This window comes from Microcoleus anatoxicus (assembly GCF_042465725.1).
Classification (GTDB): domain Bacteria; phylum Cyanobacteriota; class Cyanobacteriia; order Cyanobacteriales; family Microcoleaceae; genus Microcoleus; species Microcoleus anatoxicus.
Genome location: NZ_CP120853.1, coordinates 2,396,760 through 2,417,371, shown reverse-complemented (window position 1 = coordinate 2,417,371; position 20,612 = coordinate 2,396,760). Strand labels below are relative to the sequence as shown.

34 protein-coding genes and 1 pseudogene are annotated in these 20,612 nt (G+C 42.0%); 12 read left to right on the top strand and 23 right to left on the bottom strand.

Annotation, left to right across the window (positions count from 1 at the left end; all coding sequences use genetic code 11):
- Positions 1–39: 39 nt before the first annotated feature.
- Positions 40–585, top strand: coding sequence for an RNA-binding protein (locus P2A85_RS10560; RefSeq protein WP_340521505.1), 546 nt, complete (start codon positions 40–42; stop codon positions 583–585).
- A 119-nt stretch (positions 586–704) separates the two neighbouring features.
- Here P2A85_RS10560 and P2A85_RS10555 read toward each other — a convergent pair whose 3' ends face one another.
- The 7 genes from P2A85_RS10555 to P2A85_RS10525 form a co-directional block, all read right to left on the bottom strand.
- On the bottom strand, positions 705–1,745 hold the full coding sequence (locus P2A85_RS10555) for a tellurite resistance TerB family protein (RefSeq protein WP_377479495.1): 1,041 nt from the start codon (positions 1,743–1,745) through the stop codon (positions 705–707).
- Between the two features lie 186 nt (positions 1,746–1,931).
- Positions 1,932–2,186: a hypothetical protein gene (locus P2A85_RS10550; protein ID WP_377479493.1), complete on the bottom strand. Its 255-nt coding sequence runs from the start codon at positions 2,184–2,186 to the stop codon at positions 1,932–1,934.
- Positions 2,183–2,470: a type II toxin-antitoxin system HicA family toxin gene (locus tag P2A85_RS10545; RefSeq protein ID WP_377479490.1), complete on the bottom strand. Its 288-nt coding sequence runs from the start codon at positions 2,468–2,470 to the stop codon at positions 2,183–2,185. The genes P2A85_RS10550 and P2A85_RS10545 overlap by 4 nt, the downstream gene beginning before the upstream one ends.
- Positions 2,467–2,670: a type II toxin-antitoxin system HicB family antitoxin gene (locus P2A85_RS10540; protein WP_096832264.1), complete on the bottom strand. Its 204-nt coding sequence runs from the start codon at positions 2,668–2,670 to the stop codon at positions 2,467–2,469. The genes P2A85_RS10545 and P2A85_RS10540 overlap by 4 nt, the downstream gene beginning before the upstream one ends.
- A 159-nt stretch (positions 2,671–2,829) precedes the next feature.
- Entirely contained in the window at positions 2,830–3,246 is a 417-nt protein-coding gene (locus P2A85_RS10535) for a hypothetical protein (RefSeq protein WP_377479487.1), read from the bottom strand.
- A gap of 74 nt (positions 3,247–3,320) precedes the next feature.
- Positions 3,321–3,590, bottom strand: a complete 270-nt coding sequence (locus P2A85_RS10530; RefSeq protein WP_377479484.1) for a hypothetical protein — start codon at positions 3,588–3,590, stop codon at positions 3,321–3,323.
- Between the two features lie 283 nt (positions 3,591–3,873).
- A complete protein-coding gene (locus P2A85_RS10525) occupies positions 3,874–4,023 on the bottom strand; it encodes a hypothetical protein (protein ID WP_377479481.1) in 150 nt (49 codons plus the stop codon).
- Between the two features lie 43 nt (positions 4,024–4,066).
- Between P2A85_RS10525 and P2A85_RS10520 the strand changes: the two genes are divergently transcribed.
- The gene (locus P2A85_RS10520) at positions 4,067–4,345 is read left to right on the top strand and encodes a type II toxin-antitoxin system ParD family antitoxin (RefSeq protein WP_377479478.1); all 279 of its coding nucleotides are present in this window, start codon (positions 4,067–4,069) and stop codon (positions 4,343–4,345) included.
- On the opposite strand, the gene P2A85_RS10515 is transcribed toward P2A85_RS10520, so the two are convergent.
- The 4 genes from P2A85_RS10515 to P2A85_RS10500 are packed head-to-tail and all read right to left on the bottom strand — an operon-like array spanning position 4,333 to position 5,709.
- Positions 4,333–4,680 (bottom strand): type II toxin-antitoxin system PemK/MazF family toxin, encoded by a 348-nt coding sequence (locus P2A85_RS10515; RefSeq protein ID WP_377479476.1) that lies wholly within the window; start codon positions 4,678–4,680, stop codon positions 4,333–4,335. The two genes, P2A85_RS10520 and P2A85_RS10515, sit on opposite strands and share 13 nt — an antisense overlap.
- A complete protein-coding gene (locus P2A85_RS10510) occupies positions 4,680–4,886 on the bottom strand; it encodes a hypothetical protein (protein ID WP_377479473.1) in 207 nt (68 codons plus the stop codon). The genes P2A85_RS10515 and P2A85_RS10510 overlap by 1 nt, the downstream gene beginning before the upstream one ends.
- A gap of 59 nt (positions 4,887–4,945) precedes the next feature.
- The gene (locus tag P2A85_RS10505; RefSeq protein ID WP_293177285.1) at positions 4,946–5,065 is read right to left on the bottom strand and encodes a type II toxin-antitoxin system HicB family antitoxin; all 120 of its coding nucleotides are present in this window, start codon (positions 5,063–5,065) and stop codon (positions 4,946–4,948) included.
- A gap of 53 nt (positions 5,066–5,118) precedes the next feature.
- A complete protein-coding gene (locus P2A85_RS10500; protein WP_377479471.1) occupies positions 5,119–5,709 on the bottom strand; it encodes a hypothetical protein in 591 nt (196 codons plus the stop codon).
- 109 nt (positions 5,710–5,818) lie between these two features.
- Here P2A85_RS10500 and P2A85_RS10495 point away from each other — a divergent pair, with 109 nt between their 5' ends.
- Positions 5,819–6,691 (top strand): hypothetical protein, encoded by an 873-nt coding sequence (locus P2A85_RS10495; protein ID WP_377479468.1) that lies wholly within the window; start codon positions 5,819–5,821, stop codon positions 6,689–6,691.
- A 37-nt stretch (positions 6,692–6,728) separates the two neighbouring features.
- Positions 6,729–7,133 (top strand): hypothetical protein, encoded by a 405-nt coding sequence (locus P2A85_RS10490; protein ID WP_377479465.1) that lies wholly within the window; start codon positions 6,729–6,731, stop codon positions 7,131–7,133.
- Between the two features lie 58 nt (positions 7,134–7,191).
- Here P2A85_RS10490 and P2A85_RS10485 read toward each other — a convergent pair whose 3' ends face one another.
- The 7 genes and pseudogenes from P2A85_RS10485 to P2A85_RS10455 form a co-directional block, all read right to left on the bottom strand.
- Complete coding sequence (locus P2A85_RS10485) at positions 7,192–7,587, bottom strand: type II toxin-antitoxin system VapC family toxin (RefSeq protein ID WP_377479462.1); 396 nt, start codon at positions 7,585–7,587, stop codon at positions 7,192–7,194.
- On the bottom strand, positions 7,584–7,832 hold the full coding sequence (locus tag P2A85_RS10480) for a hypothetical protein (protein WP_377479459.1): 249 nt from the start codon (positions 7,830–7,832) through the stop codon (positions 7,584–7,586). The genes P2A85_RS10485 and P2A85_RS10480 overlap by 4 nt, the downstream gene beginning before the upstream one ends.
- A 266-nt stretch (positions 7,833–8,098) precedes the next feature.
- Positions 8,099–8,596 carry a DUF29 domain-containing protein gene (locus P2A85_RS10475; RefSeq protein WP_377479456.1) on the bottom strand — a complete coding sequence of 166 codons (498 nt, stop codon included), beginning with the start codon at positions 8,594–8,596 and terminating at the stop codon, positions 8,099–8,101.
- A 74-nt stretch (positions 8,597–8,670) separates the two neighbouring features.
- Positions 8,671–9,006, bottom strand: a complete 336-nt coding sequence (locus P2A85_RS10470) for a XisI protein (protein WP_377479452.1) — start codon at positions 9,004–9,006, stop codon at positions 8,671–8,673.
- Positions 9,007–9,018: 12 nt separating this feature from the next.
- Positions 9,019–9,516: a DUF29 domain-containing protein gene (locus P2A85_RS10465; protein WP_377479449.1), complete on the bottom strand. Its 498-nt coding sequence runs from the start codon at positions 9,514–9,516 to the stop codon at positions 9,019–9,021.
- Between the two features lie 70 nt (positions 9,517–9,586).
- Positions 9,587–10,150 (bottom strand): annotated as a pseudogene (locus P2A85_RS10460) (Uma2 family endonuclease).
- Positions 10,151–10,195: 45 nt separating this feature from the next.
- On the bottom strand, positions 10,196–10,474 hold the full coding sequence (locus P2A85_RS10455) for a helix-turn-helix domain-containing protein (protein WP_377479447.1): 279 nt from the start codon (positions 10,472–10,474) through the stop codon (positions 10,196–10,198).
- 123 nt (positions 10,475–10,597) lie between these two features.
- Between P2A85_RS10455 and P2A85_RS10450 the strand changes: the two genes are divergently transcribed.
- The 5 genes from P2A85_RS10450 to P2A85_RS10430 all read left to right on the top strand — a co-directional run bounded on the left by P2A85_RS10450 (position 10,598) and on the right by P2A85_RS10430 (position 13,533).
- Positions 10,598–10,843, top strand: a complete 246-nt coding sequence (locus P2A85_RS10450) for a hypothetical protein (protein ID WP_377479444.1) — start codon at positions 10,598–10,600, stop codon at positions 10,841–10,843.
- A 39-nt stretch (positions 10,844–10,882) separates the two neighbouring features.
- The gene (locus P2A85_RS10445; protein ID WP_377479441.1) at positions 10,883–11,332 is read left to right on the top strand and encodes a DUF433 domain-containing protein; all 450 of its coding nucleotides are present in this window, start codon (positions 10,883–10,885) and stop codon (positions 11,330–11,332) included.
- Positions 11,316–11,663 (top strand): DUF5615 family PIN-like protein, encoded by a 348-nt coding sequence (locus P2A85_RS10440; RefSeq protein WP_377479438.1) that lies wholly within the window; start codon positions 11,316–11,318, stop codon positions 11,661–11,663. The genes P2A85_RS10445 and P2A85_RS10440 overlap by 17 nt, the downstream gene beginning before the upstream one ends.
- 57 nt (positions 11,664–11,720) lie before the next feature.
- Positions 11,721–12,572 carry an Rpn family recombination-promoting nuclease/putative transposase gene (locus P2A85_RS10435; protein WP_377479435.1) on the top strand — a complete coding sequence of 284 codons (852 nt, stop codon included), beginning with the start codon at positions 11,721–11,723 and terminating at the stop codon, positions 12,570–12,572.
- Positions 12,573–12,696: 124 nt separating this feature from the next.
- A complete protein-coding gene (locus P2A85_RS10430) occupies positions 12,697–13,533 on the top strand; it encodes an Rpn family recombination-promoting nuclease/putative transposase (RefSeq protein WP_377479432.1) in 837 nt (278 codons plus the stop codon).
- 116 nt (positions 13,534–13,649) lie between these two features.
- Here P2A85_RS10430 and ilvA read toward each other — a convergent pair whose 3' ends face one another.
- Entirely contained in the window at positions 13,650–15,161 is a 1,512-nt protein-coding gene (gene ilvA / locus P2A85_RS10425) for a threonine ammonia-lyase, biosynthetic (protein WP_377479429.1), read from the bottom strand.
- A gap of 135 nt (positions 15,162–15,296) precedes the next feature.
- Between ilvA and P2A85_RS10420 the strand changes: the two genes are divergently transcribed.
- A complete protein-coding gene (locus P2A85_RS10420) occupies positions 15,297–15,503 on the top strand; it encodes a DUF433 domain-containing protein (protein WP_377479426.1) in 207 nt (68 codons plus the stop codon).
- Positions 15,504–15,589: 86 nt separating this feature from the next.
- Here P2A85_RS10420 and P2A85_RS10415 read toward each other — a convergent pair whose 3' ends face one another.
- Both P2A85_RS10415 and P2A85_RS10410 read right to left on the bottom strand, forming a co-directional pair.
- The gene (locus tag P2A85_RS10415) at positions 15,590–16,159 is read right to left on the bottom strand and encodes a hypothetical protein (protein WP_340525400.1); all 570 of its coding nucleotides are present in this window, start codon (positions 16,157–16,159) and stop codon (positions 15,590–15,592) included.
- Between the two features lie 189 nt (positions 16,160–16,348).
- Positions 16,349–17,206: a bifunctional class I SAM-dependent methyltransferase/HIT family protein gene (locus tag P2A85_RS10410; RefSeq protein WP_377479423.1), complete on the bottom strand. Its 858-nt coding sequence runs from the start codon at positions 17,204–17,206 to the stop codon at positions 16,349–16,351.
- A 111-nt stretch (positions 17,207–17,317) separates the two neighbouring features.
- Between P2A85_RS10410 and P2A85_RS10405 the strand changes: the two genes are divergently transcribed.
- Positions 17,318–18,349, top strand: a complete 1,032-nt coding sequence (locus tag P2A85_RS10405) for a threonine aldolase family protein (RefSeq protein WP_377479420.1) — start codon at positions 17,318–17,320, stop codon at positions 18,347–18,349.
- A 386-nt stretch (positions 18,350–18,735) separates the two neighbouring features.
- Here P2A85_RS10405 and P2A85_RS10400 read toward each other — a convergent pair whose 3' ends face one another.
- Entirely contained in the window at positions 18,736–19,134 is a 399-nt protein-coding gene (locus tag P2A85_RS10400) for a DUF4112 domain-containing protein (protein ID WP_341734280.1), read from the bottom strand.
- A 199-nt stretch (positions 19,135–19,333) separates the two neighbouring features.
- On the opposite strand from P2A85_RS10400, the gene P2A85_RS10395 reads away from it, so the two are divergent.
- Positions 19,334–20,032, top strand: a complete 699-nt coding sequence (locus P2A85_RS10395) for a pirin family protein (RefSeq protein ID WP_340525407.1) — start codon at positions 19,334–19,336, stop codon at positions 20,030–20,032.
- A 77-nt stretch (positions 20,033–20,109) separates the two neighbouring features.
- Here the strand turns inward: P2A85_RS10395 and P2A85_RS10390 are convergent, their stop codons facing one another.
- Positions 20,110–20,562 carry a DUF2442 domain-containing protein gene (locus P2A85_RS10390; protein WP_377479417.1) on the bottom strand — a complete coding sequence of 151 codons (453 nt, stop codon included), beginning with the start codon at positions 20,560–20,562 and terminating at the stop codon, positions 20,110–20,112.
- Between the last annotated feature and the right edge of the window lie 50 nt (positions 20,563–20,612).

Below are 20,612 nucleotides of genomic sequence, written 5' to 3'. Positions count from 1 at the left end.
GATCAAACTAATTAGAATCCAAGTCTGGAGGAATTTTTCATGTCTATTCGTCTATATGTTGGTAATCTACCAAAGGAACTCGATCGCCAAGAACTGCAAGATGTTTTTGCACCAGAGGGTGAATCTGTCACCACCAAGGTAATTACAGACCGCAAAACTGGCAAATGCAGAGGATTCGGTTTTGTAACGGTGTTGACTGATGAACAAGCAGACCAAGTTATTGAAAAATACAATGGCTTGATGTTCAAGGAAAACCCGCTAAAAATAGAAAAAGCACTGCCACGCTCTAAGGGTAAATCTGACAAGGGTGATGAAGATCAACAACAGTCACCGCAATCGCCCCAGTTAGCCTCGGCACCTTCCCAGGGTCAGCCTCCGCAACAGCGACGCGATGCTTCCCCTAGCACTGGTGGCGGAGGTTCTGGTAAAAGCAGTCGCCGTCGGGATAACAACAAGTCGCGTCGCAATCCAGCAACCACAACTTCGTCTAGCGCTGATTCCGGTTCCGTGCAGCCAGATCCACGCTGGGCCAGTGCTCTGGAAGAACTCAAGCAAAGGTTGCAGGAAGCTCAGACTACTAACTAGGAGACTATGTTATCTAGGATGGTGGCTGACTGCTGCTGTCGATCGAGTTTGGTTGACTAGAAAAATCTGGAAGTGCGATCGAGAACTGGTTTTTTTACCCAGTGCTCGATCGTGCAATTTTATACTGGTTCCGCAAATTCGATAGTCTCAATAAAGTCTAAAATTTTGTCCATAATTACCTCTACTTCAGACTCCAGAGAACGCTCTTCATCCGCTTCCTGATAAACTATCTGAGAACTGATCGTGTAACAAACACCCTCAGCGATAAAAGACAAAAATCCTCGATAGGCATTCAACCGAGTCACTGGACTCAAGTTTTTCGGGACGCTGATAGTTGCACCACCAGGTATATCAACAACCGCAAAATAAGCTTCTTCATTTTCTAAAGATTCGGCGTGCAGTAACTTGGAGTGAGGAAAAGTACCAAGAATTGCACCATCAATAAAATTGTTGAGAAACGAACTAAGATAAGCTGCTTCCCCAACAGACTCGATGAATTCTGCCACTTCACCCCCAATCGGGAAATAATCAATTTTCAGCAAAACGCCAAAGTCATCAGAAAAAGTAACACTGCCTTCTTGCTCATCAATTTTACCGCCCTGTTGGGGGTCAACTGGAATAGGGACAGTAAAATTGCCTTCTGGAGACTCGTACAATGCCGCATCAAAATCAGAAACTTCCTCATCAGATTCTGAATAAGCAACAATTACCTCCTCGATAATTTCTTGAGCTTCCTCATCTTCCAAACCTAATGCTTGCTGGAACTCCTGCAAAAAAAGCTGGTATTTGTCAGAGACTTCGCCATCTACGACAAACATAGCTACGCTGACAGCAAAAGCATCTAAGACTAATTCATCTGGGATGGACTCCCAAGCGGTATTAAATAATGCTCCCACACCATCTTGGGTAGAAATGCCTGAGAGTTTTTTAAGCATGGCTGACATATCATCTTCGGAATATTCAGCAAAGATTTCCGATTCCCAAAGTACGCTTTCTAAGATATCTGCATCAGTGTCAGGAGAATTTGCCAGAGCTGCGACAAATGCTACTGCTGCTAAAGATTCCTCGGAACTCAAACTTACTTCAGACGTATCTTCGGAATTGAATATTTGATCTAACTGGCCCACAGGTTTTGCTCCAATAGAGTAGAGTTTTGCCATTTATAGCAAATTTATTCTTCAGCCGTGAGATGTAATCATGATTTCTCCGTGGCTGGTAGAGCACCCACTGAACATTTTATACTTTACTGTAGAGATATGATTGGTTTTTTCAGAAAAATTGGTTAGTCAGCCGACATCAGAAAATATCATCCCCACCTAGGGGAGTTGTTAAAGAGTTCAGGTATCTCAAGACTGCAAACTGGTAAATATGGCTCTGCTGAAGAATTGCTGGAAGTTGCTTTGCGATTGTGAGATGAATACGATCGCGCCGATCGCCAATGGATCGATGCTGTACGAGTTAAGATAGATGCTGCGGTTGCCATGTCCGAACATACTCCACCGATTGATGGCGAAACCTTTATTGCAGGGATTTGCGATCGTTTCCCAAAATAGCTTGTAGGCTGGGTTGTTACTTTCATCGGAAGATGGAGGCAATTTCATTCTTGTTCTTCATCGATCGAATCAGATTCATTCGTCGCCTTATCTTCACTATTTGACTCTTTAACTATGCTGGTATTTTGATGGGTATTTTCCAATAATCCCGACTGTTTTAACAAATGTCTTAGCAATCCAACTTTTAAAGATTTATTACCGTGAATTGGCACAGAAATTCGGATTGAGCTTCCAGCTTTCCCGTAGATATGGTGACTGCCTTGAACTCTTAATAATATCCAGTCATTACGTTCTAACAGCTTTGCTAACTCTTTGCCAGACATGGAGTTCATATCGCAATCTCCATAATTTTGTCTCGCTCATTTGTCTCGAAAGACTCAATATCTACACTCAGGCAACCTTCGATCGCTTCATAAAGGTTTTGCAGTAGTTCCTCGAAGGTTTCTCCCTCAGTTGCACAGCCAGGAATAGCAGGAACTTCTGCCCAGTATCCGCCTTCTTCTGCTTCGTGGATGATAATTTTGATTTTCAATTGATTCTCCTAATTTTAAGGCAACCTGCGACGATTGTAACAAAAAAACTAAGTGCGGGCGATCGATCCAGTAAAATTCGCACACGGTGCAGGCTTACTCCTCAAAGCTTACCTGCTTAACCACCTCTAAATGCATATCTTGGAATTTGGATTTTTTAACTACATTTCTAATTCTCTCAGAATAGTCCGAACTGGCAGAAATAGAGAACGCTGAGTCTTTCTAAAAGGCACAAAACCCTGTTTTAACCAAAATGCTTTTGCCTCCTCATTTCTAGTATCAACCCTAATCGCCTGAAATCCAATAATTTCTTGTTCAAATAGCAAGCAAATTCGACGATAAGCATCTGCCAACAGTAGGGGACTTATTCCTTGTCCTTGCCACACTTTATCAATTGCAAACTGTCCTATCAAAATAGCAGGAATCGGGAAAGAGAGGGGTTGTTTGTATTCATCGGGCAATTCTTTAACAGGAATTGTCGATGCGCTGAGAGTATAAAATCCGCAAACCTTTGCCTCTCCCGATTCCAAAATCATCAAGAAAGTTCTAGAAAAACCAGCTTCATCAGCCGTTTCCACTAGATTCTTCAGATAGTTATTAATCTCCTCATCTCTACAATCAAACTCCTCTCTTTGTAGATTGGGAAAATTTTTTAGGCTGCAAAATCTCCATCCCACGGTTCACTCCTGTCATACTTATCTTTAAATTCGGTAACAGTCAACTTTAGTTCTTCTGATGCTGGTGGTGGGTTATCCCATAAATTTTTTGAACTTGTGCTTGGTTTCTGGGCTGTTGATTTTGAAAGTTGAGAGTATTCCCGAACACTTAAACTTTCTGGGAACCACTGATACTCGCGCTGTAAAATTAAAAAGATTAGCACGAGCTGCAAAATAATTACGATTGTTAACAGCAAAGTTTCCATATTGCTTTTCTTCTGAGAGTGTCTGGATGATTTATACTGAAAATTAAATCATTTTTGTGTTCGTATCTGAAAATATCTGGTGATATTTTATTTTACTTCAACAAGGCAACCTGCGACGATTATAACAAAAAAACTAAGTGCGGGCGATCGCTCCAGTAAAATTCGCACGGGCGCAGACTTATACCAATTTCATAAAGTAGCGCTACATATCTACCCCCCCAACCCCCCCTTATTAAGGGGGGGCTAAGAACTACATTTGTAGTAGGACTTTATGAAAATGGTATTACTCCTCCAAGTCCACCTGCTTGACCTGCTCTAAAGGTATATCTAGCGCTTCTGCAATTTGCTCGTCGCTCAAGCCAAACTGCCGTAATTTGCCGTCGATGGTGTCGATCTCGAAATCCAAATTTTGCCGATCGCCAGTTTCAAACATCCATAAATGCGATATAATTAAAACAAACGGGTAAATAAATACTATGAGCATTACGCTGACGAAAACCCAAGAGATATTCATTCAAACTAAACTGCAAACTGGTAAATATGGCTCTGCCGAAGAAGTGCTGGAAGTTGCTTTGCGATTGTTAGATGAATACGATCGCGCCGATCGCCAATGGATCGATGCTGTACGAGTTAAGATAGATGCTGCGGTTGCCATGTCCGAACATACTCCACCGATTGATGGCGAAACCTTTATTGCAGGGATTTGCGATCGTTTCCGGCAAGCGTGCGAGACTCAACAACGCTATACTAATTGAAATGCTTGTATTATAGTTGCATTCAATTGCTGCATTTGCTGACTTCCTAACTCGCCCAATCGTCTCACGATTAATCTCTGTTCTAGACTGACAATCCGAGTCACTCTAACTTTAGAAGATACTCTTAATCCCGTGCTATAAAATTCTGGATCGGAAGCATTTAAAGCAAATTCATCTAAACTTAGGCTAGTGACATTTTGCGAAGAAATGAAGCAGATAGTAATTTCATCTATGGTTGAACTTGCCCACAGCACTAAAGCCGGACGTAACTTTTTTTGACTCAAATCTGTAAATGGAAATTCAGCTAAAACAATATCTCCTTTTTTTAGCTTCACTAAATTGGCTCTCCATCTTCAAGGGTGTAAATATCGGGTTCGTCATGCAGGAATTGAAATGCTCCACCGGTTTGGGCTAACTGGGCTATTTCCGCAGTAGAAGGATAGGGGATGTTACTAAATAGTTTTGCTTTGATTAGCAATTGCTCTTCTTCTGAGAGTGTCTGGATGATTTGTACCAAGGATTCAATGAGTTTTGTGTTCATAGCTGAAAATATCTGGGGATACTTTATTTTACTTCAACAAGGCAACCTTCGATTGCGACCTAGAGGTTTTGCAGCAGTTCCTCAAAGGTTTCTCCCTCAGTTGCACAGCCAGGAATAGCAGGAACTTCGGCCCAGAATCCGCCTTCTTCTGCTTCGTGGATGATAATTTTGATTTTCAATTTATTCTCCTAATTTATTCTCAAAACTTATCTCTTTATTACTGTACCAGACTTTACTCCTCCAAGTCCACCTGTTTAACCTGCTCTAAAGGTATATCTAGCGCTTCGGCAATTTGCTCGTCGCTCAAACCAAACTGCCGCAATTTCTCTATTGTTTCAATCTTAGTTTTATTTTTGGTTTCCTCCTGCAAGTCGGGAGTTTCCTGCTGACTTTCATCTGGGATAGGAGTGGTTGGTTCGGAACCCATGTTTACACAACCGATTATATTATTATTACTATTAAAGCTTCGAGCGCCCAAAGAAATATTTAAATTACTTTGCCGTTCTACGACGGATTTAAGATTTTTTTTATCAACTTCTTCATCAAAGATATCAGATAACATTTGCAAAAGCTCGTAACCGACATCCTTAGCATGACCCGCTGAACAACCACAATTTTCTGCAATGTCATCATACTTTTGACGCTTCAGCGTGCCTTCGATAATTCCGCGCTGCAAGTCATTTAAACGTTTGCGTGTCTTGGCGTAGACAGCATCATCTATAAATTGAAGTATTTCTTGGACGCGCATCATCCGGGATGTGGGAGGACATTGGTTATTATAGCCGACTTTATCCGTATAATTCCGTCTTTTTCCGATTTTCAAACTTTACAGAATCTTTACAAAAGATCCGTATAATTCCGTCTTTTTCCGCTTTTTAATTGTTAATGATTGATTTAAAGTGATATTATGCTGTGATCGTAAACGTTTCAGGATGAAAAAAAACAAAATATTGTTAGCAATATGTACTACTACATTGTTATTAACTACTTCTGTTAAACTTTTGGCTCAACAATCTAATCACACACTTATTCCCGAAAATGTTAGGCCTTATGGCGCTTTTATAACACAGCAATCACTAACGTTATCACCTACTCCCTTAGAGAAAATGTTAACCCTCAATGAGACCAGCACGGTACAACAGGCTAAAAAAGAAACTGATTGGATCGCAATAATAGTTTCTATACTTAGCTTGGCTATATCTTCTGTTGTTGGTTATACCTCTAGTCTTAGATTAGCAAATATTAAGTTATGTGTTGGCAGAAATATCATACTTTTTCCCGTTCCAAAAACTCATGTTACAACGAGTAGTGTGACTATGGCAGGAGTAGGATTCAACCTACCTATTACTTTCTATAATTGGAGTCCACAAGGCGGAACAATTCAACGTATTCGCTTAGCTATTGCAAAGGAAAATGATGATGATTTTTATGACATGACATGGACTACTTTTGTCAAAATTGAGACTGGTGGATTTGAAGATGATAATTTAGCTCAACCGATTGCTATAAAAGGGCTTTCTTCTGTGAATAAAGTAATTCGATTTGATTGGATTACTGAACTAGGAGGTAGGCAATTTGAGGTAAAACCTGGGAATTACGAATTGAGAATTTATGGATGGACAAAAAATACACAAAAACATAGCTTAAAATTCACAACTTCTTTTACAATCAAAGATGAAGATTGTCAAAATTTTAGAGACAGTGTGGCTGCAAATCTCAGCCGATCGATTTGGATACCATTGAACGAAAACGAAAAGCCAAATCGATTCTTATCTAGAAATGATATTGATAGATTTTACACTTAATAATTTATTTGTTTGTGATTAAGGAGTCGTTTAAATCATGTCTCAAAATGATAAATCAATTAAGATAAGCGGTGGAACAGTTTACAGTTCTGGTAACAGTGCAAGCGTTTACGGCGCTGTGAACATTGGAAGTGTGGCTAATAATCAATTTAGGCAACAGACGAACCAAGGCACTCATTATTATTTATATGAGGAAAAGGAAATTCTTTCGGAAGCAGCAGCAGAGATTCAACAACTGCTCAAACACTTAGAAAAAATGAATCCCATGGCTACTGAGGCTGAAAAGATTGAGTACGTTTATGATGAAACTACTCCTAGTTTCAAGCGTCGCGTGGTTGGTGCATTGCAGGCTGGCGGTGAAGCTGCGATCGAAGAGTTTTTAGATAATCCTTATGTCAATGTCACAAAGGCGATCGTTAAAGGTTGGATGAAACCAGAATAGATTGTGGTGTGCGAAGTGCGATCGCCCTTACCAAAAAACTAAGTGCGATCGCCCGTAACTACCAAATCGTTTCAACGTGAGGATAGCTCAGAATCTTCTCATCGCAAGTAACCAAAGGAATATCATACCGCCGCGCGATCGCTACTAAAATACGATCGGCTGGATCTTTGTGAAAATCCCCTGGAAGTTGCGTACTTTCGATCGCATCCAGCGGATTTAATGGCTCAATAACTATACCTGAATGAGTTCTCGCTTGTGCGTACCACTGTGCGATCGGCAAAGGTAAAGTCAGCTTCCCCAGACTCGATTTCACGGCTATTTCCCAAACGGAAATTGCAGAAACCAATAAACCGTTTTGGCTTTCCTCAGCCTCGATCGCACTATTTGCCGCCACAGACAAATTACTTGGATCGTGCAGCAACCACAGCCAAATATGTGTATCTAGTAAAATCATGTACCCAGCGCATCCCATAAATCCGACATCGGCTCATCAAAATCCTCGGCAATTACCAACGGCATCCCGCGCAGAGGATAATGCTTTTGCGCGGTCAATCCAGCACTCGAAATCTCAGCCAAATCGATCGACAGAGAAGGCTCAGACTGCGACAACCGTGTCTGACGCAAAAAACTCAATAGCACCTGAAGTACATCATCTGATGCTTGCTTAATCTCATGGATTAGTTCTTCTTGGACTGTCATAATTGGGCATTTTCCTTGCTAGACTTCATTACCATTATATCCAAGAGCAATTTTATGTCATTCGACCACCTACGATACTTTTGATGCTGGTACAGCTTTGATGCAGGCAATGAATCTGGCTAACCACAACGAAATTTGTCAAACTCCCCTATAAGTTGCAATTACTACCTTGACCTGCTACCGTTAACATAGACGCATCGTAGGAAAACAACCGATCGCACTAACAGAATTACTCCCTACCATTAGACAACTATCTGCGATCGTTCTCATTCCATCACATCATCTGTTGCAGGTTCGCCAGGATAAAAGCGATCGCTAAAAATGTCTTCTAAGGTATACGGGCAATTTTCTGGGAAAGTTTTTAGTGGCAAGTTGGTTTCTCCTGTTGCCAAATCTCTACCGCTTTCATATATCTTTTGTAATGCTTCCTGAAGATAGGGTTTAAGACTAGGGTTTTCTGACAGCAATTCTTGAGTATCGCGACGCTGAATGCGAATCGTCATTAACCAACTACGGCTGCGTCGTTTTCCTTGATATTCCCATTTTAATAAATGTCCAATTAACACCTTTAATCGATTTCTTAGTTCGGCACGTTGTTGTTTGCCCAATGACTCAATCTCCTCGATTAAATTCGGTAAATCTAGTTGATTCCATTCTCGTTCTTTCAAAAATTTTGCTTGAGCATAAGTCCAAGCAAAAAAATCTGTTTCATACAGACTTTCTCTTAAATCTCCCGGTATTGGTTCGACTTGTGGTGATTGCATAAATATATCAAAATTTAGGTTTTTTTCATTGTATAACTTTGAAAAAAATATTGCCACATTTTTGGACGATCGCGCTAAGCCACTCCAAAGCCCGTGTATTGCCGCACGTAAGGCGCTTGAAAACCCAAAATAATATCCTCCTTAGCCACACCCATTGCTACCAACTCATGGGCAATTCGCATCTCCGTTGTATTGTGCTCCACCCAAATTTTACCATCCTTAATATTTAAATGCAGCACGCATCCATGCACTCGCCGATTCCCATTCCAACCAACGTTAACAACTTGATAGCGATCTTGCTGAATATCAAAAATTGTTTGGGTTTCGATCTCACCATGAGAAATTGGAGTTGCCGCATATTCCGTTAATAGCGATCGAATTGACTGACGGTATAATTCTAGTTTATCCATTGCACAATCGCCTCATTCCATCACATCATCTGTTACAGGTTCACCAGGATAAAAGCGATCGCTAAAAATATCTTCTAGCGTATACGAACAATTCTCTGGAAAGGTTTTTCGTGGCAGGTTTGTTTCTCCCGAAGCTAATGCGATTCCTTTGCTGTAAGCTGTCTGGAGAGCTTCTTCTAGGTAAGGTTTGAGACTGGGATTTTCTTTGAGTAATTCTAATATATCGATACGCTGGATGCAAATAGTATTCACCCAACTGCGACTTCGTTTCGATATTTGATATTCCCATTTAAGCAAATGTCCAATCAAAATACTCAACCGATTTCTTAATTCAGCGCGTTGTTGTTTTCCCAATGACTCAATCTCCTCGATTAAATTAGGTAGGTCAAGTTGACTCCATTTTTGATGTTTGAGGAGTTTTGCTTGTTCCTCAGTCCAAGCGTAAAAATCAGTTTCATAAAGACTTTGCATTAAGTTTTCCGGTGTTTGTTCGACTTGTGGTGTTTGCATAAAATATCAAAATTTAACGTTGTATATAAGGATGTGCGGAATTTGCGATCGGCTCGAAATTAGAGCAAAGTTATCTACCTGCTTTCAACCACCCAAACACCTGCTCTACAGTCAAATCTAATGTTAAAAAACTTGGCACGAGCAACCGATCTTGTTCCGTTAACTCAACGGGTTCTCCTCCGGGAATAAATGCTAAAATAAACCGTTCCTCTGGATCGATTAACCATCCGAGCTGAGTCCCGTATTTCAAACAGTGTAAAATATTACTAATCACCTTAGTTGCTTTCTGGTCTGGGGATAAAATTTATACTGTCCAGTCGGGATAAATTTCAAAGGAATTCGGAACTTCGCCATCCGCTTCAAAAGTGATTCTATCCCAAGCAAACACTGTAGCATCAGGTACAATAGAACGCCCGCCAAAAGTACACCGCAATTCGGGAAAAGCCAGAGCAATTTTTTCCGTTTCCGCAACCAGATTGACACTATTGCAAAACTTGAGTTGCAATCGAGAATGTTTGCCTTGAGGCATAATCTTTTGGTGAATGCGTCCGTTAATAAATTCACTCGCAGGTTGAGTTTCCGGTAGTTTGAGGAAAGCTTCGAGAGTCAGAGAAATTGGAAGTGCTGCTGTCATCGCTTTGAACTTCGGTGTCATTGTCACTCTGCCATAATTTTATCATTAACTCGATTCTGTATCTGTAGATCGATCGACCTCACCCTCACCCTCATCCTCCAAAATCTCACCCAAATAACGCTGCACAAACTCCCGCGCTGCATCTATATCTAGCAATTTTAACGCCACAACTATCTTCACAAGCGTTTCTCCAGTTGGATCGATGAGCTCATTAAACCAACGATAGACAACAGAACTACGCACACCCATTGCGATCGCCAATTTGTTTTGGCTAATGCCATAGGTGTTCAGTACATCTCTCAAAACTCGACCAGCTTTCCCCATGCACCCCATGATGCCAAGGTATGCCCCAACCGTAAATCACTACACATATGTAGTTATTATAGTATGATAGTGGTAACTACACATATGTAGTTATCGGTTGATTTTGAAGATGAGGACTTCCCAATGGCTAAAGACTTTCTAACCGAACCGCCCAACGACACCCAACAAGACGCAAATCCCACGGACGATCGAGCAAACCGGGAACCCGTGCGTATTATGGTTGTTGGCTCCCGCCAAGGCATAACCGCCGTAGTAAATTGGCTGGTGCGACTGGGTTTTGCCCAAATGGCCGACTGGAGCGACTTGCAGCCTGCACCACATACGGGCCAGTGGATGCGCGTGCTGACAAAATGGTTGCAGAAGAATTGAAGCAACTGACGATTCGGGCGATCGCATTTTATAAACCTGATGTTTGGGAATCGTGCGATCGCCCGTCAAGTTCGTAGGCGCAAGCCGTGGCGTAGCCATCGACCTTCTAATACAATTAAGACAGCGAACGTTGAGGTTGCCATGACATTAGTAGTTGTAGCTGAACCTGCACCCCTAGAAACTAATGCTGACGGTGTGGTGCGAGTGGGTAAAACTCGCGTGACTTTGGATACCGTCATTGCAGTGTTTAAGCAGGGAAGTACAGCAGAGGAAATAGTTTATCGTTATCCTTCACTCAGGTTGGCTGATGTGTATGCCGCGATCGCTTTTTACCTCAATCACCAGCAGGAAGTCGAAACATATTTGCAGCTTCGACAGCAACAAGCACAAGAGATTCGCAAGACGAATGAAGCAAGATTTGACCCCCAGGGATTGCGCGACAGATTAATGGCCCGCAAACAAGAGCGATCGCATGAAATTCCTGGCTGATGAAAACTTTGACAATACAATTGTTAGAGGTTTGATACGTCGCAAACCAAACATTGATATTGTTCGCGTCCAAGATGTGGGCTTATCCGGTGAAGATGACCCAACAGTTCTGGAATGGGCAGCCCAAGAAGATCGGATTTTGCTGACTCATGATGTGGCTACGATTACGCGCTATGCCTATGAACGTATGGCGGCAGATAAGCCAATGTCAGGAGTTGTTGAAGTTACTTTCGATGCACCAATTGGTAGGGTAATTGAGGATATTTTGATCCTTTTGGAGTGCAGCCTTGAGGGAGAATTGGCAGGACAAATTCAGTATCTCCCTTTATGATAAATTTTAATTGTCTAATTTAGCATTTAGTTTAAAACTTTATTCCCGATTCCCACCATGACATTCATCAACCCCAAAACCGATTACGCCTTCAAAAAAATATTTGGTTCCTCAGAAAGCAAAGACATTCTCATCAGCTTTCTCAACGCCATGATTTATGATGGTAATCCTACCATTCAAGACTTAGAAATTATCAACCCCAACCTGCCACCACAAGTAGAAGGCTTAAAAGACTCTTCTTTAGATGTCAAAGCCAAGCTTGCCGACGACACTCTAGTCATCATTGAAATGCAGGTATTAAACGTCGAATGTTTCGGACAAAGAATCTTGTACAACGCCGCCAAAACCTACGCCTCTCAATTGCAGAAAGCACAAGGATATCGAATGCTAAAACCAGTAATTGCCTTAACAATAACTGATTTTGAGATGTTTAAAAATAGCAACCAATTAATTTCGCGATTTGTCTACAAAGAAGAGATTTCTAACTTACCATATCCCGATAACGATCTCAAGTTAGTATTTGTAGAACTACCAAAATTTACCAAACAAGTAGACCAGCTAGAAACTCTAGCAGATAAATGGCTCTATTTTATGAAATACGCGGTAACGATAACGGAAATCCCGCCAGTAATGGATAGCGTCCCCGAAATCCATCAAGCTTTTGACATCGCCGATCGAGTGAATTTAAGCCCGGAGGAAATAGCAAATATCGAACGGCAAGAAATGTTTATTTACGACCAGCAAGGCACGATCATTAAAGCTGTTAAAGATGCCGTTGAAGAAGGCAGACAAGAAGAAAAACAGGCGATCGCACGACAGTTACTCGATCGCCTAGATGACACAACCATAGCCCAAATAACCGGACTTAGCGTTCAGGATGTGCAGAATTTGCGATCGGAATCAAGTTGATTTCAAAAAGTGCTCGCCTTCGGGCATAGGACCGTAGTTATCCCGAAGGCGAAGCACCTACTTTTCCGATTCGAGATCCCTTTTGATACAATCGAGATAGCGATCGTCATTCCCGATTCCCACCATGACATTCATCAACCCCAAAACAGATTACGCCTTCAAAAAGATATTTGGTTCCTCAGAAAGCAAAGACATTTTGATCAGTTTTCTCAACGCCATGATTTACGATGGCAATCCTACCATTGAAGACTTAGAAATTATCAACCCCAACCTGCCGCCACAGGTAGAAGGCTTAAAAGACTCCTCTTTAGATGTCAAAGCCAAGCTTGCCGACGGCACTCTAGTCATCATTGAAATGCAGGTATTAAACGTCGAGTCTTTCGGACAAAGAATCTTGTATAACGCAGCGAAAACCTACGCCTCTCAATTGCAGAAAGGACAAGGATATCGAATGCTAAAACCAGTAATTGCCTTGACGATTACTGATTTCGAGATGTTTAAAAATAGCAACAACTTAATTTCGCGATTTGTCTACAAAGAAGAAATTTCTAACTTACCCTATCCCGATAACGATCTGAAGTTAGTATTTGTAGAATTACCAAAATTCACCAAAACAGTAGACCAACTAGAAACTCTAGCAGATAAATGGCTCTATTTCATGAAATACGCGGTAACTATAACGGAAATCCCGCCAGTAATGGATAGCGTCCCCGAAATTCATCAAGCATTTGACATCGCAGATCGAGTGAATTTAAGCCCGGAGGAAATAGCAAATATCGAACGGCAAGAAATGTTTATTTACGACCAACAAGGAGCGATAATTAAAGCTACTAAAGACGCTCTACAAAAACAAAAATTGACGATCGCACGACAGTTACTCGATCGCCTAGATGACACAACCATAGCCCAAATAACCGGACTTAGCGTTCAGGATGTGCAGAATTTGCGATCGAAAATTTGATAGGTCGAAAACCAGACATGAAATTGTTCTCCTCCAATCTCTTACTCTTAGTCCGCGGAGGCGGACTTCGTTTGTATAGAAGCGGTTTCAACCGCCGAATAATAAACTTCAAAAACCTATCCCAAAAACAACTTATAAGCCGGATTCTGACTCTCATCCCCATACTGATAACCCAGCGTATCCAAAAAAGCCTGCCATTCCTGCATCTCATCCGGCGGCACCTGAATTCCCACCACAATTCGCCCGTAATCAGCCCCATTATTTCGATAGTGAAAAACGCTAATATTCCAGTTAGGACTCATGGAACCCACAAACTTCATCAACGCACCAGGACGTTCTGGAAATTCAAAGCGATAAAACAACTCATTATCCGCCAGCATCGAACGGCCACCCACCATATGCCGCAAGTGCAATTTCGTTAATTCATCATCAGTTAAATCCAAAGTTTTAAAGCCGCAATCTTCAAAACTCGCTGCTATTTTCACCGCATCAGCGCGGTTTTGAATTTGCACCCCGATAAAAATATGTGCTGCTTTTTCATCCGCAATTCGATAGCTAAATTCAGTTAAATTGCGTTTACCCAGACACTCGCAAAACCTGCGGAGACTTCCCGGTTGTTCGGGAATTGTCACTGCAAAAATAGCTTCCCGACGTTCGCCAAACTCGGCCCTTTCTGCCACAAAACGCAGGCGATCGAAATTCATGTTTGCACCGCAAGCAACCGCAATTAAAGTTTCCCCTGCGATTTGTTCCCGTTCCACGTAAGCTTTCGCACCTGCGATCGCCAATGCACCTGCTGGCTCTAAGATCGATCGCGTATCCTCAAAAACATCCTTAATCGCCGCACAAATATCATCCGTATCCACCAAAATAATCTCATCCACATACTCCTGACAAAGCCGAAAAGTTTCCTCGCCAACTTCCCGCACCGCCACACCATCTGCAAACAAACCCACCTGGGACAAACGCACCCGTTTTCCCGCTTTCAAAGACTGATTCATCGCATCGGAATCCACAGGTTCCACACCAATAATTTTAATTTCCGGGCGCAATCGCTTCACGTAAGCCGCAATACCAGAAATCAATCCACCGCCGCCAATAGCCACAAAAATTGCATGAATTGGTTTCTGATGTTGTCGCAGAATTTCCATGCCGATCGTACCCTGTCCCGCAATCACATGGGGGTCATCAAAAGGGTGAACAAAAGTCATGCCTGTTTCCGCCTCTAATTGGCGCGCAAAGGCGTAAGCATCATCGTAAGTATCCCCATGCAAGACTACCTCTCCACCACGGGCTATGACCGCATTTACCTTGACCTGGGGCGTAGTTTCGGGCATGACTATGATGGCGCGAGTTCCCAGGTGGCGGGCGGCGAGGGCTACTCCTTGGGCGTGATTTCCCGCAGAAGCTGCGATCGCCCCTTTTGCCAGCAATTCCGGCGAAAGTTGCGCCATTTTGTTATACGCACCCCGCAGCTTGAACGAAAACACAGACTGCATATCCTCTCGCTTCAGTAGCAGTTGATTGTTGAGTCGCGCTGATAGATTGGGGGCGACTTCTAGCGGTGTTTCTTGGGCAACATCGTAGACGCGGGCGGTGAGGATTTGTACTAGGTAATCGCAAAGCATGGGGTTAGGAGTTGTTAGATGCGGGAGCGTGGGATAATTGTACGGTATTTGTGCGATCGCACTTCGAGAATAATTTTATTTTGAAACTATACTCCAAGCGCTATACTATTAAGTACCGTGCAGTAGATCGAACTTATGCTAGACAAAACTGCTTTACTCGATCGCATTACTCAAACTCCGGGTAAATGTGGAGGCCACCCCTGTATCCGAGGCATGAGAATTCGAGTTAGTGACATTCTAGAAACTCTAGCGGATAATGTACCTGCTAGTGAAATTTTGGCAGATTTTCCCAATTTAGAACCTGAAGATATCCAAGCTTGCTTGCTGTTTGCTACACGATAAAGGGCTAAAAAATTTAAATACCCGACTTCTTCATGAAGTCGGGAGTATAGACCCATAAAACCCGTACTTTCCAACTGTACATATATCTAATCAGGCCGTGCAAACCCCGTTCTAGGATCGCTAATAAACAACCCTAAAACCAACGTTTCCATCACCGTATCCCAGACAGGAGTCAAACGCTCAGCATCATCAACCCAGTAATCAAAAGTAATCAAACACTGAACATTAGAACCCAATCCCACACAGATTCGCGAATAAGCTTCCCGCTGTTCTGGAGGATCGATAAATTTAAATTCCGTCCACACAATCCGAGCAGTTTGCCGCTTCAGTTGAATGATTTCTCCCATATCAAACGGATTTCGGGAGTCTTCTTCCGCCACCTTTTTTAATAGCGGAGCCAAGGGAAAATCGGCCCAGTTTCCGGGGGGAAGTAAATTAAACGAAACTTCCAAACAACAATCATCATCCGGTGGCTTTTTGTCCGTAAACCGAAAAGATTTTGTATCCGGTTCAAAATGCCAATCATCGGGGACATCAAAGCGGACAGCACCTCTTCCGGCGACAAAGATGCGAGTTCCCGGTTTTGATTTCCAGTTATGATTTTCCTTGAGCTCTAGGGTTTCCTTGAGCCATTCTTGTTTTTTGCGCTTAGACATAAACAGAATACAAAAATGCTGCTAAGGTGTAGTTTTAGACTTAGTAAACACATTTTAACCCTTTTTTGCACGCCCTTTGCTCAAATATAACAATCCTTACAAAAATTATAACTCCCACTCTTCTCCATTCCTCTGTGTTCTCTGCGCCTCTGCGGTTTAAAAAAAATCCCTTTCACAATTTACTAACTTTTATTTATCACTCTTGGGAATCACGTATCTAATCCCGCCTTTATGTCCCTTCGCATCACCTCGGTAGCGGGGAATAATATGAATCGCAGCATGACTTCGACTTTGACCCGCATCTTTATGAATATTTATTCCCACATTAAAACCGTCAGGCTGAAATTCTTTATTTAAAATATCTTGCACTATATTAGCCATGAACCAACAAGCTGATTGTTCTCGAAACGGCAGTTCAAAATAATTAGCAATATGACGCTTCGGGATAATTAAAACATGACCTTTGCTGGCTGGATAACCATCAAAAATGGCATAAGCGGTGGCTGATTCAGTTAGTAAAGTGAGCTGTTTATGCGGATTGCAAAAAATACAATAATTAGTTGAATTTCTTTGATGATTATAATGGACGTATTCATATATTTCACAATACTCATCTAAGTGTGCTGACTTAAACGGAAGTTTTACTATACACTGATAAGTAGGTTTCTTGTGGATATAATGTTCTCGAAAACCTTCTTTTTTGAGGTCTCTCCTCACAGCAAAATATGCTTGCCCCCCGGGTTTCAGCAAATGCGATACTTCCATGATGACCTTAGCTTGTTCTTCTGGAAACAAAACATTCAAAACATAAAAACAAAGGATTGTATCGAATTTATTTTCGGGATATACTGGGAAATAGTAAGGGTCATAACCTGCAATATCAAAGCCTTTTTGCTGCAATAATTTCACATCGTTGCCAAAGCCACAACCAAAGTCTAAAATTTTACCTTGCAGCAGGTTTTGCTCCCATAAATATTTCGCCGGAAATGACAGGTAAATTCTTTCCATCGCCGTGAGGTGACTGAATTTGTTTTGCTGTTTTTTCATAGTAAGATGAATTTGATTTCAATAAGTTTAAAATTTCACTATTTAAAATATAACAGCGACAACTGCCTGGTGTTTGAGTTATATTATAGATTGTGTTTACCGAATATTCTTATGAATTTTTGTAGCGACAATGCAACGGGTGTTTCCCCAGAAATCATGGCTGCGATCGCAGCAGCTAATTATGGTAGTGTTTCATCCTATGGGGATGATGAATATACAAAAGGTTTGCAAGTTAAGTTTTCTGAACTATTTGAGACATCGGTGACGGTTTTTCCCGTAGCCACTGGTTCCGCTGCTAATGCTCTGAGTCTTGCGGTTGTGACACCTCCTTACGGTGCTGTTTATTGTCATGGGGAATCTCATATTAATCTTGATGAATGTGGCGCGCCGGAGTTTTTTAGCGGTGGTGCAAAGTTGGTGACAATAACAGGAAATCATGCTAAAATTGATGCAGGAACTTTAGAAAAAAGTCTGGCGCGTGCGGGTGTAGGAGTCGTCCACCACGTACAGCCAGCCGCCGTCAGCATCACTCAAGCAACGGAAGCTGGAACTATCTACACTCCGGCGGAAATTTCCCAGATTTCAGAAGTGGTTCGCCACCATAATTTACACCTGCATATGGATGGAGCTCGTTTTGCTAATGCTGTCGCCAGTCTTGGCTGTTCTCCAGCAGATGTGACTTGGCGGGCTGGGGTCGATATTCTCTCCTTTGGAGCGACTAAAAATGGTGCAATGGCGGCGGAAGCAGTGGTTTTTTTTAATGAAAAATTGGCTAATAATTTTCCTTTTTACCGCAAGCGTAGTGGGCATTTGTTCTCTAAAATGCGTTTTTTGTCTGCCCAGTTGTCAGCCTATATAACTGATGATTTGTGGCTAAAAAATGCTGCTCATGCAAATCAGATGGCTGCTAAGTTAGCACAAGGTTTGGCGGGAGTTGAGGGAGTAATTTTTTGTCATCCTGTAGAAGCGAATGAAATTTTTATTCAACTTCCTGAATCTGTAATTGTGGCGGTTTTAGCTGAAGGATTCCAGTTTTATCGCTGGGATAGCGAAACTGGGTGTACAATCAGAATTGTCACGGCTTTTAATACTCAGGAAGCAGATGTTATTGCTTTGGTGGAAGCGGTGAAACGCCATCAGTGATTATTTTATAGGGGCGGTTTTACCAATAATATCTCAGATCGCTTCCGGTGGCATCGGAATTAATATAACCCGAAATCAGGACACGGCAATTGGGTTGGGCGGGTTTGAGAGTTTGTTGGTTATTGGCAATTGGGTGAATCTGTGTTTGGCAAATATATTCGTAGGGGCGAAGCATGACCGCTGTAAATCTCTGGTTATATCAAATCCTCTCTTCATTGGAATGATTAAACTCTCTCTTCTCTTCCTTCGCGTCCTTCGCGCCTTCGCGGTTAAATCATTCCGATACAACCGGAATTGATATTATTACTAATAAATTGTCGGCGGTCATGCTTCGCCCTTACAAAATCGGGATGATTCCTGGCAATTTTTATTGGTGGAACCCGCTGCTACATTTTGATCGATTCAGAAATCGGTTCTGCAACTGCGGTTAATTCCGGTTCAACTACTGCGAGGTGTTCTTCTAAAAGAGCCAGATTTCTGATGTTGGATTTATAAAAAGCATCGAAGATATCTCCGATTAAAGGTATGGAGCCGATGACTGCTTCTAGACTTATATTATAAATCATTTTTCCGAGAGTTTTGGGTGGCAGTTTGAATCTAGTTGCTAAATAAATTAAGTAAGCGGAAAATGCGGTATCTACTAAGTCGCCCGCACCTGGTACTAAACCGATAATCGGATCTAAGCCAATGCGAAATTTGGTGCCAGGGATGCCAATGGCGGTATCCATCAAACGGCTGAATTTGCGGATGCGGTTGAGAGTGGCAAGACGCTCTGTGTAGTTCATTTTATGATTGTTGAATTCGGTGGAAATATTGAAATCTGTCGGGAGCTAGATACTTGCTTTCAGTTGCAGAGTATTTTTTGGTAGTAACTTTTTGGGTAGTACCTAACTTAAAAGTGCGTACTTCCCATAATAGCTTTACTTGGTCTAAACTTGAAATATAACAAAAACACCCCTATAGGTTTCACAGAGGATTCGGAAAATGATTGCTATTCGCAAAAGTGAAGCAAGAGGACACGCAAATCACGGTTGGCTGGACAGTTATCACACATTTTCCTTTGCCAATTATTACGACCCCAAGTATATGAATTTTCGCTCTTTGCGGGTGATTAATGAGGATGTCATTAACGGTGGCAAAGGTTTCGGTACTCACGGTCACACGGACATGGAAATTATTACTTATGTGTTGGAAGGAGCATTAGAACATAAGGACAGTTTGGGTACTGGTGCGGTGATTAAACCTGGTGAAGTGCAGCGGATGAGTGCTGGTACGGGTATCCAGCATAGCGAGTTCAATCACTCGCCAAGTGACCCGGTTCATTTACTGCAAATTTGGCTGTTGCCCGATAGGAATGGATTGACACCAAGTTACGAACAGCGGGATTTTCCCTTAGCAGAAAGACGGGGAAGGTTGCGGTTAGTGGCGGCGCGAGATGCTAGAGATGGTGCTGTGAAAATTCATCAAGATGTGGATTTGTATGCGGCTGTTTTGGATAAGGATGCGCGGGTTTCTCATGTTTTACAGTCAAATCGCTATGCTTGGGTGCAAGTAGCGCGAGGCTCTGTTTTGCTCAATGGTTTGGCTTTGGAACAGGGCGATGGTGCTGCGGTTAGTGATGAGTCTGAGTTGGTGATTGAAGCTACAGCAGATGCTGAATTTTTGCTGTTTGATTTGGCATGAAATTGAATGCGAAATCCCCGACTTCTCAAAGAAGTCGGGGATTTTAGTCGATGACATCTGACTGCTAAAAATTGATTTCAAGAATTAACGGAAATATTTTTTTTAGGTCGCCCGCCTTTTTTGCCATTTTGCCTTGCTGCGGCAGATTTAGAGGTTGAAGTTGCCTTTCCTCCCTTCCGACCTAATTCAGCCATCCAAGATTTTGTCCCAAAAATACCTGCGATAAGTTCGGGAATACCAAAATCAACATCTAAACTTTCCCAGTGTACGCTGCTACCAGAAGGGGGTAGCCAAACATCAGCAAGTTGTTCTGGTGAAGCGCCTTCTAAGCCTTGTCCCAGCTTTGGAGGAAAAGAAAAAATGGCGCCATTTTTCAGTTTGATAGTAATTAAATCTTCAGACTGATTATAATACACAGATTCGGCGCGAGGCTCTGTAGCTTCGGCTTGTTTCCATGCTTCTTTTGCTTGGACTATTTGCTCTCGGAGATTTTCCTCGCTTAATTCTTTGTCCCAGTTTTTAAATGCCATGTATTTATTTCCATTTACTTAACAGCGTTTAGTAAATAACTAGGATTCCC

What these genes read in the sequence shown, in the direction of transcription:
- P2A85_RS10560 (WP_340521505.1), top strand. Translation starts at nt 40, where the DNA reads ATGTCTATTCGTCTATATGTTGGTAATCTACCAAAGGAACTCGATCGC.
- P2A85_RS10555 (WP_377479495.1), bottom strand. Translation starts at nt 1,745, where the DNA reads ATGGCAAAACTCTACTCTATTGGAGCAAAACCTGTGGGCCAGTTAGAT.
- P2A85_RS10550 (WP_377479493.1), bottom strand. Translation starts at nt 2,186, where the DNA reads ATGAAATTGCCTCCATCTTCCGATGAAAGTAACAACCCAGCCTACAAG.
- P2A85_RS10545 (WP_377479490.1), bottom strand. Translation starts at nt 2,470, where the DNA reads ATGAACTCCATGTCTGGCAAAGAGTTAGCAAAGCTGTTAGAACGTAAT.
- P2A85_RS10530 (WP_377479484.1), bottom strand. Translation starts at nt 3,590, where the DNA reads ATGGAAACTTTGCTGTTAACAATCGTAATTATTTTGCAGCTCGTGCTA.
- P2A85_RS10525 (WP_377479481.1), bottom strand. Translation starts at nt 4,023, where the DNA reads ATGTTTGAAACTGGCGATCGGCAAAATTTGGATTTCGAGATCGACACC.
- P2A85_RS10520 (WP_377479478.1), top strand. Translation starts at nt 4,067, where the DNA reads ATGAGCATTACGCTGACGAAAACCCAAGAGATATTCATTCAAACTAAA.
- P2A85_RS10510 (WP_377479473.1), bottom strand. Translation starts at nt 4,886, where the DNA reads ATGAACACAAAACTCATTGAATCCTTGGTACAAATCATCCAGACACTC.
- P2A85_RS10495 (WP_377479468.1), top strand. Translation starts at nt 5,819, where the DNA reads ATGAAAAAAAACAAAATATTGTTAGCAATATGTACTACTACATTGTTA.
- P2A85_RS10490 (WP_377479465.1), top strand. Translation starts at nt 6,729, where the DNA reads ATGTCTCAAAATGATAAATCAATTAAGATAAGCGGTGGAACAGTTTAC.
- P2A85_RS10485 (WP_377479462.1), bottom strand. Translation starts at nt 7,587, where the DNA reads ATGATTTTACTAGATACACATATTTGGCTGTGGTTGCTGCACGATCCA.
- P2A85_RS10480 (WP_377479459.1), bottom strand. Translation starts at nt 7,832, where the DNA reads ATGACAGTCCAAGAAGAACTAATCCATGAGATTAAGCAAGCATCAGAT.
- P2A85_RS10475 (WP_377479456.1), bottom strand. Translation starts at nt 8,596, where the DNA reads ATGCAATCACCACAAGTCGAACCAATACCGGGAGATTTAAGAGAAAGT.
- P2A85_RS10470 (WP_377479452.1), bottom strand. Translation starts at nt 9,006, where the DNA reads ATGGATAAACTAGAATTATACCGTCAGTCAATTCGATCGCTATTAACG.
- P2A85_RS10465 (WP_377479449.1), bottom strand. Translation starts at nt 9,516, where the DNA reads ATGCAAACACCACAAGTCGAACAAACACCGGAAAACTTAATGCAAAGT.
- P2A85_RS10455 (WP_377479447.1), bottom strand. Translation starts at nt 10,474, where the DNA reads ATGGGGAAAGCTGGTCGAGTTTTGAGAGATGTACTGAACACCTATGGC.
- P2A85_RS10450 (WP_377479444.1), top strand. Translation starts at nt 10,598, where the DNA reads ATGGCTAAAGACTTTCTAACCGAACCGCCCAACGACACCCAACAAGAC.
- P2A85_RS10445 (WP_377479441.1), top strand. Translation starts at nt 10,883, where the DNA reads ATGTTTGGGAATCGTGCGATCGCCCGTCAAGTTCGTAGGCGCAAGCCG.
- P2A85_RS10440 (WP_377479438.1), top strand. Translation starts at nt 11,316, where the DNA reads ATGAAATTCCTGGCTGATGAAAACTTTGACAATACAATTGTTAGAGGT.
- P2A85_RS10435 (WP_377479435.1), top strand. Translation starts at nt 11,721, where the DNA reads ATGACATTCATCAACCCCAAAACCGATTACGCCTTCAAAAAAATATTT.
- P2A85_RS10430 (WP_377479432.1), top strand. Translation starts at nt 12,697, where the DNA reads ATGACATTCATCAACCCCAAAACAGATTACGCCTTCAAAAAGATATTT.
- ilvA (WP_377479429.1), bottom strand. Translation starts at nt 15,161, where the DNA reads ATGCTTTGCGATTACCTAGTACAAATCCTCACCGCCCGCGTCTACGAT.
- P2A85_RS10420 (WP_377479426.1), top strand. Translation starts at nt 15,297, where the DNA reads ATGCTAGACAAAACTGCTTTACTCGATCGCATTACTCAAACTCCGGGT.
- P2A85_RS10415 (WP_340525400.1), bottom strand. Translation starts at nt 16,159, where the DNA reads ATGTCTAAGCGCAAAAAACAAGAATGGCTCAAGGAAACCCTAGAGCTC.
- P2A85_RS10410 (WP_377479423.1), bottom strand. Translation starts at nt 17,206, where the DNA reads ATGAAAAAACAGCAAAACAAATTCAGTCACCTCACGGCGATGGAAAGA.
- P2A85_RS10405 (WP_377479420.1), top strand. Translation starts at nt 17,318, where the DNA reads ATGAATTTTTGTAGCGACAATGCAACGGGTGTTTCCCCAGAAATCATG.
- P2A85_RS10400 (WP_341734280.1), bottom strand. Translation starts at nt 19,134, where the DNA reads ATGAACTACACAGAGCGTCTTGCCACTCTCAACCGCATCCGCAAATTC.
- P2A85_RS10395 (WP_340525407.1), top strand. Translation starts at nt 19,334, where the DNA reads ATGATTGCTATTCGCAAAAGTGAAGCAAGAGGACACGCAAATCACGGT.
- P2A85_RS10390 (WP_377479417.1), bottom strand. Translation starts at nt 20,562, where the DNA reads ATGGCATTTAAAAACTGGGACAAAGAATTAAGCGAGGAAAATCTCCGA.